Origin of the sequence: Aquimarina mytili (assembly GCF_016735115.1) — a bacterium.
Lineage (GTDB): Bacteria > Bacteroidota > Bacteroidia > Flavobacteriales > Flavobacteriaceae > Aquimarina > Aquimarina mytili.
Genome location: NZ_JAERQJ010000003.1, coordinates 788,464 through 803,224 on the forward strand (window position 1 = coordinate 788,464; position 14,761 = coordinate 803,224).

The window sequence follows — 14,761 nt, forward strand, 5'->3', positions numbered from 1 at the left end:
TCAAATTAGTATATTTGATGGTGTTTCATTTTAAAATACAATATTATGTCTATACTTCATTCATCATTCTTTCTTAAAATATCTATCGTAGCGATCGTTCTATTGCTTATTTCTTGTCAGAAACCAGTAAAAGAAAATTCAGTAACGAAACCTAAAGTTACTGTCGAAGAACCTAAAAAGCCTTCTATAAAAGCAATTAAAGAAAAATTACAAAAAGAAGGTTTTAAAACCTTTGATTATATAGATGAAGAAAGTGGAGATACTGTAATTATGCAGCAGTATTTTATTGCTTTCTTAAAACGCGGCTCAAATCGTTCTCAGAATAAAGAAGAAACCGACAGTTTACAAAAGTTACATTTGGGACATTTAGGAAGAATGTATAAAGAAGGTTACGCCGATATTTCTGGTCCTTTTGGAGACGATGGTGATATTCGAGGTATTACTATTTATAATACCCCAACACAAAAGATGGCAGATAGTCTTGCCAATATGGACCCTATGGTAAAAGCAGGGCGTTTAATCATCGAAATCCATCCCTGGTGGGCTGCAAAAGGGTTTCCTTTGAGATAAAGAAGACCACATTTTAAAAATACTTTAGTGTCAAATCGATCAATCTTTGTTTCAGTTGGGTATAAGGTGGAGCCATAAATTCTACGGCACTAGGTAATTTTTGATGCAACACGGATCGTTCATTTGTGAATTCCAAAAATCCATAATGCCCTCTCGATTTTCCAATACCACTATTATTTATACCTCCAAAAGGCAAATTAGGGTTTCCGACATGCACGGCAGACATGTTTATACATGTGCCCCCAGCACTGGTGTTTTCAATAAAGTATTTGATATTCTTTTTACTTCGGCTATAGACATATAAGGCCAATGGTTTTTCTTTAGAATTGATAAGATCGATAACTTCTTGCCGATTTTTGTATGTAATTATAGGAAGAATAGGGCCAAAAATTTCATACTTCATTACATCAGAATCCATGGGTACGTTTTCGACTAATGTTGGTTCAATATAATTTTCGACTTCAAGTAATGTCCCTCCATGAGCAATTTTCCCACCTTGTTCTATGGTATTTTCAAGATATCCTTTTAATCTTAAAAAATGTTTTGGACTAATAATTCTTAGATAATCAGAAGAATTGGCTGCATCATCTCCATAATGTTTGGTAATTTGTTGTCCCATACTCCGTATAAACTCCTCTTTTTTGCTTTCATGTACAATTGCATAATCGGGGGCAATACATATTTGCCCTGCATTCACAAACTTAGCCCATGCAATTCTAGGAACAATAGCTTTAATGTTCGCCGTTTCATCAATAATTGTAGGGGATTTTCCTCCTAACTCAAGCGTTACACTTGCCAAATGTTTTGATGCAGCAGCCATCACAATTTTACCAATTTCAGGAGCACCGGTAAAAAAAATATGATTAAATTTCATATTAAGTAAGGCAGTAGAAACCTCAACTCCTCCTTCTACTACGGCAATTTCTTGTTCTTCAAATGCTTCAGAAACTATATTTTTAAGCACATCTACTGTATGAGACGTAAATTCTGAAGGTTTAAGAATTACAGTATTACCAGCTGCAATGGCAGAAACCAATGGAGCAAATAAAAGCTGCATGGGATAATTCCAAGGAGCAATAATAAGACTCATCCCCTTTGGTTCGTGATGAATCCATGAAGATGAGCCTATCATTGTTATTGGTTTTGCCACTCGTTTTGGCTTCATCCATCTTTTAAGGTGTTTTGAAGCAAATTTGATTTCCTGAATTACAGGATAAATCTCGGTCAGATCAACTTCGGCTGCAGGTTTTCTGTAATCTTTCCACATTGCTTCTTGCAACTCTTTTCTAAATGTAAAGATTACATTTTGAAGCTTTTTTAGCTTTTGAATACGCTCTCGAGCCTTTGTTTTACCAATGGTAAAATAATTAGATTTCTGCTTAGCATAAATACTTTCTATTACCGAAATTTCTGTTTCATTAAATGGAGTGGCCATGATTATTATCTATAATTTTTAAAGCCGTTTTACGAAAATAAAGACTGTAATTTCATTGCAACAGACATATCTCCTTTGATTTTTATCTTTCCTCCCATTACTGCAGACATAGGATTAAGCTCTCCTTTGGTTAATGCTATAAAATCGTCAAACGAAACATCTACTTGGCAATCTGCATCTTTATCTTCTATCGAAACCTTATTTTTATCTCCTGTTCCATCAATATAAAGTTGTTCTTCTCCAAAATTAAACTTTAACGTATTGTCTAGGCTATTTGCTTGTTCAGCTTTTGACTGTATAGCTTGTAGTACGTCTTCTAATTTACTCATAATGTTACTGTTTTTGTTATTTGTATTAGTATTTGAATTATTATTTGCTTCTTTATAAGAAACGTCATCAATAACCATTTTGGCTATGATTTCTCTCATGATTTCTGATGTACCCCCTCCAATTGTACCTATGCGGCTATCGCGAAACATTCTGGCTATTTTAAAATCTTCTATATAGCCATATCCTCCAAAAGATTGTAAACATTGAGTCATCGTTTTATCCGATAGTTCTGTTGCAAGAAGTTTTGCCATTGAACATTCTTTAACAGCATATTTACCATCATTATTCAACCTTGAACAATATAGTACAAATTGTTTGCAGGATTCTATTTCTGATGATAGTTGTGCCATTCTATGTCTTAATACCTGAAACTTATTAATAGGTCTCCCAAATGCTGTTCTTTCTGACATATATTTTAGAGTATAGCCCATTGCAGATTCGCAGGCCGCATATCCCATAATGGCGCCAACCAGTCTTTCAACCTGCAACCCTCCCATAAGATAATAGAACCCTTGTCCTTCTTGGCCAATTAAGTTTTCTTTCGGAATTTTCACATTATCAAAGGCAAGTTCTGCAGTATCGGAGGCATGCCATCCTAATTTCTTTAATTTTGTTTTACTAACCCCTTCTTTATCGAGATCAACAACCAATAAACTTACACCATCAGGACCTGCTTTAGGATCGGTCTTGACAACACATACCACAAAATCTCCATACACCGCATTTGTAATAAACGTTTTAGAACCATTAACTATATAATGGTCTCCTTCTAACACGGCTGTGGTTTTTACGTTAGCAACATCTGATCCTGCAGTAGGCTCAGATATACCGATACAGCTTATTTTTTCACCAGAGATGATCCCAGGGAGGTATTTTTCCTTTAGTTTTTGTGATCCGTACTTCAAGATATAAGGTCCCGACATGTATTGAACCACAGCTTGTGTAATCGCAAAACCTCCAGAAAACACTTTAGCAATTTCTTCGCAAAAAACGACATCATAAAAGAAATCGAGATTAGATCCTCCAAACTCTTCGGGGTAAGAAAGGCCCAAAAAGCCCATATCTCCCATTTTCTTCCATACCTCTTTAGGAATACGTTGATCTTCTTCCCATTGGTCCATATTGGGCATTACTTCTTTTTGCAAAAAAGCTTTTAGACTTTGCCTAAATAATTCATGCTCTTCTGTAAAATAATAACTGTTCATTATAGTGCTTTTTTAAATTTTGTATTCATTTTCTTGTATAAAATGGGTTGCAATGGTTCTTCTCTCTGCGATAATGTTATGCATTGGCAATTGTATTAATTTATTGATTGCCTTAAGACTTATTACTGCCATATCGCCTTCTGCTGTAGCAAAAATCACTTCTTTTGTTGCCACTTTTATACTATCAGCTACATCATGCATAAATGTTGTACAGATCGCCTCTCGAATCTTCTGGTTTTGGCCTTTGCATTTTGATGTTCTAAGCAACACTCCTTCTAATATATACACTTGAGTAATGATATCAGCCAAACGCGATAATACTTCTTGCTCCTCCTGAATTGCTTGTTGGAATTTTTGCATAGCTTGCCCACTGACCAGGATAGCCGATTTCTTACAATTATCTAAAAACTCAACAGCAAATTCATCAAATGATTTAGTGCTATCTGCAGGTTTTAAGTTGCCCGATTGTAAATCTTGAAAGGCTTGCATAGCAGATTCCATTAAGGGTAGTTTTCCTTTGAGCGCGTATTTCATTATGGTTCCAGGAATCACTAATCGATTAATTTCATTAGTTCCTTCATAAATTCTATTACCTCTAATATTTCTGTAATGAATAGAGATTTCACTTTCTCCAGAGAATCCCATCCCACCATGCATTTGAAGTGCCTCATCCACTACAAACTGTTCTATTTCTGATCCAAAAACCTTTATCATAGAACACTCAGCGGCAAATTCTTGCGCCACTTGCTGCTTCGCTTTTAGCGGTGGCGTGCCTTCTGATATAAATTCATCATATAGATTATCCATATCTCCGGCCAATCTATTCCAACCTGATTCTATAGCATAAATCTTTGTAGCCATTTTGGCTATTTTTTCTTGAATTGCTCCAAAAGAAGAAATTGGTTTTTTGAATTGTATTCTTTGATTAGCGTATTGCACTCCCAATCGAAAGGCTCTTTTTCCGATTGCCGACCCAGCTATTCCGATCATTAATCGCCCCATATTGAGGGCATTCATTGCAATTTTGAATCCCTTATTTCTCTCTCCTAATAAATTCTCTACAGGTACCTTTACATCTTCAAAAAACACTTGCCTGGTAGACGATCCATGAATCCCTAATTTATTTTCCTCTACTCCTAACTTTACGCCCCATTCTTTTTCTACAATTAGGCAAGATAAATTCTCATCATCTTCAATTTTACAGAATACAGAAAATATGTCGGCAAAGCCGGCATTGGTGATCCACATTTTTTGACCATTTAAGATATAGTGTTTGCCATCTTCGCTCAGAACGGCTTTGGTCTTTCCAGAATTGGCATCAGATCCTGCTCCGGGTTCAGTCAAACAGTATGAGCATTTTAATTTTCCGACAAGGATATCATCCAGATACTTTTCCTTTTGTGCTTTGGAACCATAAAATAAAATTGTATTGACTCCTAACCCCCTTTGTACTCCTAAGGTCTGAGAGAAAGAAAAGCTTTCAGACATGATCTCTGAAGCCGCCAAATCAGTTTTGATATCGCATCCCATACCTCCAATACTTTCGGGTGCCGAGATTGCCAAAAACCCTAATTGACCGAGCTTTTCTAATATTTTTGGGGTTACTGCGATCCCTTCTTTACTATCAAAGGTTTCTTTTAGCGGTTCAATTTCCTTATTTATAAAATCACGTATCGCTTCCCGAAGCATTATATGTTCTTCGGTATACTCTTCTGGGGTAAAAATTGAATCAGGAGCACTCGTTTTAATTAAAAACTCACCACCTCTAATTGTTTTTAACTTTGATTCCATAACTACATAAATGATTTTAGTACATTGGCTAGTCCCATTTTATCAAAACCTAAATGCTGAGCCCCATCAACGAATAATGAAATCCCCGTAATATACTCTGCCATAGGACTGGCTAAAAAGGTTACTGCATTAGAAACATCCTCAACCTTACCAAATCGCTTTAGCGGGATTGCTTTTTCTGCTTCTTCAAACATATCTTGTATCTGTTGTGGATATTGATCTAAACCACTGGATTCTATAATTCCTGGAGATACACAATTGATCCTGATATTGAAATCACTCCACTCCTGAGCCAGTGTTTTTGTCAGATTTTCTACTCCGGCTCTTGCAGCTCCTGTATGGGCCATTCCTGGAAATCCTCGATACACCTCTGCAGTAATGTTCACAATAACGCCTTGTTTTTGCGGAATAAAAAAAGCATTTGCCATTTCACGAATCATTGAAAATGTACCATTAAGATTATTACTAATCACAGCATTCCATCCCTTATCACTTATGTATTCTGCCAAAGCAGGAAACTGCCCTCCGGCATTATTGACTAGAATATCCAATCGATCATATTTTTCTTTAATCATGCTTACTAATGACTGAATATCTTCTGTTTTTCTAATATCACAAGCCTGATATGATAATTCTCCATAAGCAGCTAACTCTTCGGCTGCAATTTTGAGTTTATCTTCTTTGCGTGAACAAATGATAACCTTGGCCCCAAGCAATAAGAAATCTTTAGCAATCTGAAATCCAATTCCGGATCGACCACCTGTGACCATTGCCACTTTACCCTTAAATGTGTCTGACTTAAACATAATTATACATTTGTTTTTGTTGGTATATTGAGCATTTCTCGAGCTTCTTCAATGGTTGCAATTTCTCGGCCAATCATTCTGGCAAGTGTAACTCCAGCGTCCACTAATTCTCCATTAGATTTTGCCATATCTCCATTAGGGAGATAAAAATTATCTTCTAGCCCAACTCTAAAATTTCCTCCCATTGCTGCCGCTATGGCTGAAAGTTGCCATTGTTTACGGCTGATCACTATCGACTGCCAAAATGCACCTTCGGGAACTTGTTTTATCTGGTGAATCAGATTTTCTGGAGTAGCCGGAATCCCTCCCATAACACCCATTACCAAACTATAGCAGGCGTTATCGGGCAATAATCCCATTTCTCTCAAAGGTTCCGCATTTCTGATATGCCCTGTATCAAAGCATTCCATTTCGGGACAAATATTATTTTCATTCATTGTATTGACCACTTTGATCATATCATCGAATGAATTTTCAAAAACACCGTTCCATATAAATTGTTTCGCTCTTTTTGAAAAAATAGCATAATTCATACTTCCCATATTGAATGCTGCCATATCTGGTTTTGTAGCTGGTAAATGCTTTAACCTATCTTCAATAGAAAGACCTATGGCTCCTGTAGAATAATTTATAATCACATCAGGGCAATGTTTTCGTACTTCGGTCGTAATTTGTTCAAATACTTCGGTTCTCCAGCTTGGCATCCCATTATCTTCTCGAGCATGAATATGAACAATAGAAGCCCCTGCATCTACAGCGCGTTTTGCTTCTAAACCTAATTCTTCGGGAGCATAAGGTATATCTGGGCAATGTGTTCTATTAGTTGCTGCACCGGTAAGCGCCGCAGAAAGAATCATTTTTTTAAAAGCCATAATTTATTCGTTTAATTCTGTTTTTATTCTCCTGTCCAAACAGGTTTTCTTTTTTGTCTGAAAGCCAGTAATCCTTCTTGTCCGTCTTTTGAACCCACTGTTTTTTGTAACATTTCCATAAGATACTTGTGTTTAGAAGCTTGTTCGCTAATGGTATCCAAAGCTTCCAAACCAAGTCGAATAGCCGTAGGAGAATTTGCCTTTATTTCTTCAAGTATTTCTTGAATAACTTCATCTATGGTATCTGGAGAAACTATGTGTGTAACAAGTCCAAATCTCTTGGCATCTGCCACATCAAGATTATACCCTCTGATGCACCAATCAACTACAATTCGCTTTGGCATAATCTCGAGCAACGCCGCCATTACCTGAAAGGGGAACAACCCTCTCTTTACTTCTGGTAACCCAAGTGTATTTCCCTCATTACAAACTACATAATTAGCTCCTGCCAGAAAGAAAAACCCTCCCGCTAGTACGGTACCTTCAACTTTTGTGATTATGGGCTTATGAACTTTATTGAAAAGTTCTCCGATCAGCACTTCACCTTTGGCTTCAGGGATAGACGAGTCAAATTCTCCCACCATTCCCATAAAAGCTTTTAAATCTGCCCCAGCACAAAACACCTCTCCAGATGCATCGATTACGATTGCTCGAACATCTGAGGTTTGCTTTGCAAATTGCATCGCAAAAGCAATTTCTTGTACCATATGTGGGTGTAGTGCGTTTTTCTTTTTGGGCCTGTCCAAAGTTAACGTCATCACATGATCATGTACTTTTAACTTTATAAAAGCAAATTTTTGGTTAAGAGCATCATTAATCAATATATCTTCAAAAAAATCCATACCTAGTTTTCTTTAATTTTGAGTAGTAAAAATCCAGCTTCAACATTAGCTCCTTCTTCTACAAAAACTTCTTCGATAGTACCATCTTCATTGGCTGTAATATGAGTTTCCATTTTCATGGAAGAAAGAACAATCATTGAATCGCCTTCTTTGATTTTATCGCCTGCCGAAACATGAATTTTAACAATTTGTGAGGGTATTGGAGCTTCATATCCTCCGTTTAACTTTTCTTTTTCTTTTAATGGGAAACGATCTTGTTTTGAAACCTGAATATTTCCTATTGTAGCCGTATGAATAAAATAATCATTACCAGTATTGATTATCGTAAAGTCTTTCTGTAAACCACTAATATTCAATCGGATTGTTTCTGCATTGACATCAGTAATCTCTGCTTCAAATTCTTTTTCGCCTATATAAAGTGTGAATTTTTCATCTTCATACTTATACTGCACCATCAGTTTATATTGATTGATCAGGAACGTTTCTTTCTGGTATTCATAAAAGCTATTTCTCCATCCTGAAGGAAGAGCACTTAATATTTTTCTGGACTTCTCGCGCTGATACCAACTATACAAGGTAGCTGCAATAGCTACTTCTTCAGTATGTTCTACCGAAAGATCATTGATTTTGGATACATTGATATGTTTCTCTATAAAATGAGTATCATACTCCCCTTCATTGAAATCTTTGTGTTGAAGAAGAGTTTGCAAAAAGGGTGCATTGGTAATAGTACCTTGGCAGATCAAATTTTGCAGTACATATCTTAATTTCCCATGCGCTCCCTGTCTATCAGTATCCTTTACTATAATTTTAGCGATCATGGGATCATAAAACATCGAAATTTCCGACCCAGATCTTATTGCCGATTCTACCCGAAGTCCGTCTACTTTAGGCAAATCAAATTTGTGTACTTTCCCGGTAACGGGAGCAAAGTTGTTTGAAGCATCTTCTGCATATAATCTTGCTTCTATTGCATATCCGTGGCCTATGATATCTTCTTGTTTCAACTGCAATGCAATCCCTTGTGCAGATTCTATTTGCATTTGTACCAGATCCAGCCCAGTAATTTCCTCGGTAACCGGGTGCTCAACTTGCAATCTTGTGTTGACTTCAAGAAAATAAAAATCTCCAGTTTTATCATCAAAAATGAATTCTACCGTCCCCGCATTATCATATTTTAAAGCTTTTGCCGCCAAAACAGCTGCTTCTCCCATTTTAGCTCTCAGGGTATCAGTCATAATTGGAGATGGACTTTCTTCGATTACCTTTTGATATCGTCTTTGAATAGTACATTCTCTCTCTAATAGATGTATGACATTGTCATGTTGATCCCCAAAAATCTGAAACTCGATATGTCGACCAGATTCTATATATTTTTCTATCAATAATTCGTCATCTCCAAATGCACTTTGGGCCTCACGTTTTGCCGAGAGTATGGCTTCATCTATTTCTTTTTCTTCATGAACAATTCTCATTCCTTTTCCGCCACCCCCAGCTGTAGCTTTAAGCAACAACGGAAATCCTATTTTTAAAGCTTCAGCTTTTAAGACGGTCTCAGATTGATCTTTTCCTTTATAACCAGGAATCACAGGGACGCCTGATTTTTCCATAATGGCTTTGGCTTTCGATTTAGACCCCATAGACTCTATCGCTTCTGGTTTCGGACCAATAAAAATGATTCCTTCGGCAGCACATCGTTGCGCAAACGAGGCATTTTCTGATAAAAAACCATAACCAGGATGTATAGCATCTGCAGCAGATCGAATTGCTGCTTTAATAATTTTGTCCTGATCCAAATACGATTTCAAGGGTTCTGGCTCGCCGATATGAATAGCCAAATCTGCTTCTTTGACAAAAGGCATATGTTTATCTGCTTCAGAATATATTGCTACAGAGGTAATCCCCATTTTTTTACAGGTACGAATGACTCTGGAAGCAATTTCTCCTCTATTTGCGATTAATATAGTATTGATATTTTGCATAGTATTTACATCGTTATTCTAGTGTCTCCAAACACCGTAACTACTAGTTCCTTTAATTTCTTGATTGTATAAAACGGCCAAAGAAAATCCTAAATAGTTTCTTGTTTCTTTAGGGTTAATCACACCATCATCCCATAATTCTGAGGAAGAATACCAGGCAGATGATTTTGATTCTGCTTCTGCAATCAACATTCCTTCTATCATTTTTGCTTGTTCTTCATCATAAGGGATTCCTTTAGCTTGCGCCGACGCTTTTTGGATAATTCGCATCACACCTGCCAATTGTTGTGATCCCATGACGCCAATTTTCGAGTTTGGATAAGAAAAAAGAAAATTAGGTTCGTATGATCTACCATTCATCCCATAGTTACCTGCTCCAAATGAAGATCCAACCATTACTGTAATAGAAGGCACTTTACTATTTGAAACTGCATTAATAAGTTTAGCTCCATTTTTTATGATACCACCTTCTTCATATTTTTTGCCTACCATATATCCCGTTGTATTCTGCAAGAATAATAGGGGAATATTCTTTTGATTAGACAATTGTATAAATTGTGCCCCTTTATTGGCCGATTCTGAGAAAATGACACCATTATTTCCAATAATACCCACTGGGTATCCATGTATTTTGGCCCATCCACAAACCATAGTGTTTCCATATTCGGATTTAAACTCAGAAAATTCCGAACCATCTGTTATACGCATGATTAATTCTTTAATATCAAATGGTGTTTTGATATCTACAGGAACTACACCTAGTATTTCATCGGCCGAAAAAAGAGGTTTTTTTATAGGTAATTCAGGTACAAGGTGTGGTTTTGATTCTGGAATAAACTCCATAATCTCCCTTGCTATCCTTATTGCATCTAATTCATCTTCTGCTAAGTAATCTGAAACTCCAGAAACCCGGCTATGCATTTCGGCACCTCCTAATTCTTCATCTGTCGCTTCTTCTTTGGTTGCCATTTTTACCAAAGGAGGTCCGGCCAGGAATACCTTAGCCGCTTGTTTCTGAAATATTGCATAATCAGACATTCCAGGAACATAAGCTCCCCCAGCAGTAGCGTTTCCAAAAACTACAGATATGGTGGGAATCCCCATCTCAGATCTTCGGGTTATTTCTCTAAACCCTTCCCCCCCATAGTTAAAAATTTTTGCCTGATCAGGAAGGTTTGCTCCTCCGCTTTCGACCAGATTTATAGATGGAAGTCTGCATTCTCTAATGATTTGTCCAATCCTAAAACCTTTAAAAACGGTTGCATAATCTACAGATCCACCTTTTCGAGTACCTACGTTAGAATTAATCATACATAACTTCCCTTCTACTAGCCCAATTCCTGCAACGTTGGTTCCTCCAGCCCCAAATCCACCTTTGTTTTGCATCCCTGCCAACGGTAAAAGTTCCAAAAAAGGACTATCCTGATCTAAAAGCAGTTCTATACGCTCTCTGGCTAGCAATTTATTTCGGGATCTAGCTCGATCTATTGATTTCTCTTTTCCCTGAAAACGACTTTCTATCAAATGCTTATCGAGTTTTTTTACTAACTCAAGCATTGCTTGTGTATTCTCCTTAAAAGAGGCACTTGATGTGTTAATATTAGATGTTAATGCTCTCATTTAATATACTTCTTTAATTTCTTTTCTTACTAAAAACTGCTGAACGCGATACGGTACAACCCCTGAAATTCGGTACAGTATTCTCATTTTCCAACCACTAATCACAAAATCTTTTCTTTTTATAAAACCATTCCATACATCTTTTGCTACTTCTTCTGAGGTGGTTGTGGCTAATCCACTAAATGTTTTCAGGTTATCCATTTTACCGGCTTTCCTAAAGTTAGTATCCTTTATGGCCGAAGGGCAAACACACATTACTTTGACCTTTGAATTGAGTATCTTTAATTCTTCATTAAGGCTTCTGCTAAAATGTTTTACAAAAGATTTAGTAGCGCCATACGCACTTAGTTTTGGAGTAGGTTGGAAAGACGTGTTAGAACTAATATTGATGATGGTTCCTTTATTGTGATCTATCATATCTTTTAAAAAGAACCGGGTCATTTTATACACATTGATTACATTAAGATCAATCATATTTAACTCTCTATTGACATCTATCTCTGTACTAAAACCATATGTACCAAAGCCTGCATTATTAATCAAGACATCAATATGCCATTGGTTATGTTTTACCCATTCATATACTTTTTGTGCTGCATCAGGCAAAGACAAATCAAGTTCTAATGCGTTTATCTTGCAATCCTGAACTTCTGATTGTAATTGCGATTTTGCGTTTTCTATTTCTTTTTGAAAAAGGGAAACCCATAATAATTGATATCCAGCTTTTACAAAATGTCTTGAGATGGTAAAACCAATCCCACTAGAACCTCCGGTTACCAGAACTGTTTTACCTATATCCATATCACATTCTTTTTATCATTATGCCAATCCAGAAAATGTTTACCAAACTGGTTATCGATTTCTCCCCTCCTAATTTTAAGTGTAGGGGTTAGTAGTGCATTTTCTGTATTCCAAGTTTTAGAATCTACCACTATCGTGGATACCCGGGTATAATTAGCTAAATCGCCATTAAGTGTAACAAGGGTATTATCCAGGGATGACTCTATTTCTTCTTTTGTAACCGATTGTGCAACTTCTGAAAGATTAACGATTGCAATGGGCTGGGGAATCCCCAATCCTGCAATGCAAACTTGCTCAATCAATTCATTCTTTTCTATTTTTTCTTCTAAAGGATTTGGTGTAATATATTTTCCTTTACTGGTTTTGAAGGCATCAGAAACGCGCCCAATAATTTTCAGGAAACCGTTTTCATCAAAACTTCCTTTATCTCCGCTATGCAACCATCCATTTTTTAGAACCTTAGACGTTAAATCAGGATCTTTATAATATCCTTTCATCATGTAGGGAGATTTCATAAGGACTTCTTTGGAATCGGGATCAATTTTAACCTCACAACCTGGAACCGGTTTTCCAACAGAATCTTTTGGCGCATCTTTCATAGGAGAATTTGTAATCGATCCACACACTTCTGTCATACCGTAAGCCTCTATAAGATGAATTCCTAAACTGGCATACCAGCGCTTCAAATATGCTGGCGTAATTGCCGATCCTGTAGCCACAACTTTTGCATCGGCCATACCCAAACCATAACGGATTTTCTTTTTAATAACCCCTGAAAGTATTGGGATCTTAAATAACAATCGTTGCCTTTTGAGTGGCAGTTTATTTGCTACTGCCAGATAAAACTTAGTCCAAATTCTTGGCACTGCAAAGAAGATGGTAGGTTGTGTATCTTGTAAATTTTTGGCAAAGGTATCTATACTTTCTCCAAAAGAAATCGTACCTCCTAACATTAATGAAACTGCATAAACACCGATTTTCTCGGCTACATGGTTTAATGGTAGATAAGATAGTAATCTGGGGGCTGGATAATTAGCTATTCCTATCCAGTCATTCTTGTTATCGTCTTTTATAATTTGCACAGGAGTTTTGTGTATATGCATAACTCCTTTTGGTGTCCCTGTTGTTCCTGAAGTGAACATGATTGTCCATATTTCTTTGGGATCCGGGATATACCCTTTTACTAATGGCTCATATTCTGAAACCAAATCATCCCAAAGTAACCCTTCGTTAACTTTTGCATTTCCTTCGTAGTACGAAAAGCGTATGATATGGGTATCCTTAGTAATTTCTTCGGCATGTCCAGACCAACTATCTAATTTCCCGACAAAAACTGCTTTTGCATCTGATAATTGAAGTACTTCTCCTAGTTGTTTAGCCGACAAATTATAATACAAAGGCACGGAAACAAACCCTCCCATCATAATAGCCAGATCTGCCAATATCCAGTGATAGCAATTTTTAGAATAAATCGCGACATGAGCCCCTTTTTTTAAACCTAAAGCTTGTAATGCGCTAGTCATTCTTGAAGCTTCGTCATACGCCTCTTTATATGTTAAGATATGCCATTGATCTCCCTTAGGTTGTTTTAAGAAAGGATAATCGGGTTTTTCTTTAACACAGTGATAAAAATATTCTGGAAGTGTATTGTAATCAGGGATATTGGAATTGCTCATGATCAAGATTAAAAAGTTAAATAAGAATCCATATTTTGATCAAACTCTTCTCCAAAGCTGGCTAAATAATCTTCTCCAAAGAATTTTTTGAAAGATGCCATACCTTTTTCTGTAAGGTGAGGTAATAAAAGGCCCCAAATAACTTTTTCTCCATCTTCTTTTGTTTTATCTCCTCTAATCATTTGTTGAGAGGCCCAAAAAAACATCATCATCCATGAGGTTACTGCCAAGTTCTTATACATACCGGGTACTGGTTCTGGATTCATGTTGCCTAACTGAATAGAAAATGCAATTGCCATCTCAATATCACGAATCGTTTTAGCACAGAGCGATTTCATTTTAGGCGCTATCAACGAGTGTTTAAGCACTTGATTATCCTGAAAAATAAAAGAATATTCTTTTTGCAGTCTATAGTAAAGCTGCACATCATGATGCAAATTTTGGAAAGAAGGGATACTATTTGCAACCCTTGCCGTTGTTAATTTTTCCCACAGTTGATCGGTTATTGCCTTCAACAATGCTTCTTTATCCTTGAAATGATACGTCATATTGCCTCTACTCATTTCAAGTGACTTTGCCAATTCAAATAGGTTTACTGCACCATACCCCGATTTATTAAAAGCCTTAATAGCTTGATCAAGTATTCTCTTTTTTGTAGCCAAAATTTTCCTTTTTTTTCAAATATACGAAATAATTTTATATTTATGACCACCTTTTTAGTCACATATGACTATTTGTTAAAGATTCATTATGCAAATCAATAGAAATTGAATTTTGTTCTTTTACTATGGTCTTTTGCTGAATACGTTAAGATCAAAAAAGGAGTATGTC

General features: G+C 36.5%; 12 protein-coding genes. 1 reads left to right on the forward strand and 11 read right to left on the reverse strand.

Annotated elements, in window-relative coordinates:
• Positions 1 to 45 precede the first annotated feature (45 nt).
• Positions 46 to 570, forward strand: a complete 525-nt coding sequence (locus JJQ60_RS10775) for a YciI family protein (RefSeq protein WP_201919522.1) — start codon at positions 46 to 48, stop codon at positions 568 to 570.
• Positions 571 to 583: 13 nt separating this feature from the next.
• Here the strand turns inward: JJQ60_RS10775 and JJQ60_RS10780 are convergent, their stop codons facing one another.
• Genes JJQ60_RS10780 through JJQ60_RS10830 form a run of 11 tightly spaced genes read right to left on the reverse strand, consistent with a single transcriptional unit; the run spans position 584 to position 14,592 of the window.
• Positions 584 to 2,005 (reverse strand): aldehyde dehydrogenase family protein, encoded by a 1,422-nt coding sequence (locus tag JJQ60_RS10780; protein ID WP_201919524.1) that lies wholly within the window; start codon positions 2,003 to 2,005, stop codon positions 584 to 586.
• Positions 2,006 to 2,034: 29 nt separating this feature from the next.
• The gene (locus tag JJQ60_RS10785) at positions 2,035 to 3,540 is read right to left on the reverse strand and encodes an acyl-CoA dehydrogenase family protein (protein WP_201919526.1); all 1,506 of its coding nucleotides are present in this window, start codon (positions 3,538 to 3,540) and stop codon (positions 2,035 to 2,037) included.
• A gap of 12 nt (positions 3,541 to 3,552) precedes the next feature.
• Positions 3,553 to 5,331 (reverse strand): acyl-CoA dehydrogenase family protein, encoded by a 1,779-nt coding sequence (locus tag JJQ60_RS10790; RefSeq protein WP_201919528.1) that lies wholly within the window; start codon positions 5,329 to 5,331, stop codon positions 3,553 to 3,555.
• A gap of 2 nt (positions 5,332 to 5,333) precedes the next feature.
• Positions 5,334 to 6,137, reverse strand: coding sequence for an SDR family oxidoreductase (locus JJQ60_RS10795; RefSeq protein WP_201919530.1), 804 nt, complete (start codon positions 6,135 to 6,137; stop codon positions 5,334 to 5,336).
• Positions 6,138 to 6,139: 2 nt separating this feature from the next.
• On the reverse strand, positions 6,140 to 7,009 hold the full coding sequence (locus JJQ60_RS10800) for a BKACE family enzyme (protein ID WP_201919532.1): 870 nt from the start codon (positions 7,007 to 7,009) through the stop codon (positions 6,140 to 6,142).
• Positions 7,010 to 7,032: 23 nt separating this feature from the next.
• Positions 7,033 to 7,851 (reverse strand): enoyl-CoA hydratase-related protein, encoded by an 819-nt coding sequence (locus JJQ60_RS10805; RefSeq protein ID WP_201919534.1) that lies wholly within the window; start codon positions 7,849 to 7,851, stop codon positions 7,033 to 7,035.
• A 2-nt stretch (positions 7,852 to 7,853) separates the two neighbouring features.
• Complete coding sequence (locus JJQ60_RS10810; protein WP_201919536.1) at positions 7,854 to 9,833, reverse strand: ATP-binding protein; 1,980 nt, start codon at positions 9,831 to 9,833, stop codon at positions 7,854 to 7,856.
• An 18-nt stretch (positions 9,834 to 9,851) separates the two neighbouring features.
• Positions 9,852 to 11,453, reverse strand: a complete 1,602-nt coding sequence (locus tag JJQ60_RS10815; RefSeq protein ID WP_201919537.1) for an acyl-CoA carboxylase subunit beta — start codon at positions 11,451 to 11,453, stop codon at positions 9,852 to 9,854.
• The gene (locus tag JJQ60_RS10820) at positions 11,454 to 12,254 is read right to left on the reverse strand and encodes an SDR family NAD(P)-dependent oxidoreductase (protein ID WP_201919539.1); all 801 of its coding nucleotides are present in this window, start codon (positions 12,252 to 12,254) and stop codon (positions 11,454 to 11,456) included.
• Positions 12,245 to 13,930, reverse strand: a complete 1,686-nt coding sequence (locus JJQ60_RS10825; RefSeq protein WP_201919541.1) for an AMP-binding protein — start codon at positions 13,928 to 13,930, stop codon at positions 12,245 to 12,247. Before JJQ60_RS10825 ends, JJQ60_RS10820 begins: the two co-directional genes overlap by 10 nt.
• Before the next feature lie 8 nt (positions 13,931 to 13,938).
• Positions 13,939 to 14,592, reverse strand: coding sequence for a TetR/AcrR family transcriptional regulator (locus tag JJQ60_RS10830; protein ID WP_201919543.1), 654 nt, complete (start codon positions 14,590 to 14,592; stop codon positions 13,939 to 13,941).
• Between the last annotated feature and the right edge of the window lie 169 nt (positions 14,593 to 14,761).

Excerpts from the sequence above, each read along its gene's own strand:
- JJQ60_RS10820 (WP_201919539.1), bottom strand. The coding sequence starts at position 12,254 with ATGGATATAGGTAAAACAGTTCTGGTAACCGGAGGTTCTAGTGGGATT.
- JJQ60_RS10785 (WP_201919526.1), bottom strand. The coding sequence starts at position 3,540 with ATGAACAGTTATTATTTTACAGAAGAGCATGAATTATTTAGGCAAAGT.
- JJQ60_RS10810 (WP_201919536.1), bottom strand. The coding sequence starts at position 9,833 with ATGCAAAATATCAATACTATATTAATCGCAAATAGAGGAGAAATTGCT.
- JJQ60_RS10795 (WP_201919530.1), bottom strand. The coding sequence starts at position 6,137 with ATGTTTAAGTCAGACACATTTAAGGGTAAAGTGGCAATGGTCACAGGT.
- JJQ60_RS10775 (WP_201919522.1), top strand. The coding sequence starts at position 46 with ATGTCTATACTTCATTCATCATTCTTTCTTAAAATATCTATCGTAGCG.
- JJQ60_RS10805 (WP_201919534.1), bottom strand. The coding sequence starts at position 7,851 with ATGGATTTTTTTGAAGATATATTGATTAATGATGCTCTTAACCAAAAA.
- JJQ60_RS10815 (WP_201919537.1), bottom strand. The coding sequence starts at position 11,453 with ATGAGAGCATTAACATCTAATATTAACACATCAAGTGCCTCTTTTAAG.
- JJQ60_RS10780 (WP_201919524.1), bottom strand. The coding sequence starts at position 2,005 with ATGGCCACTCCATTTAATGAAACAGAAATTTCGGTAATAGAAAGTATT.
- JJQ60_RS10800 (WP_201919532.1), bottom strand. The coding sequence starts at position 7,009 with ATGGCTTTTAAAAAAATGATTCTTTCTGCGGCGCTTACCGGTGCAGCA.
- JJQ60_RS10825 (WP_201919541.1), bottom strand. The coding sequence starts at position 13,930 with ATGAGCAATTCCAATATCCCTGATTACAATACACTTCCAGAATATTTT.
- JJQ60_RS10790 (WP_201919528.1), bottom strand. The coding sequence starts at position 5,331 with ATGGAATCAAAGTTAAAAACAATTAGAGGTGGTGAGTTTTTAATTAAA.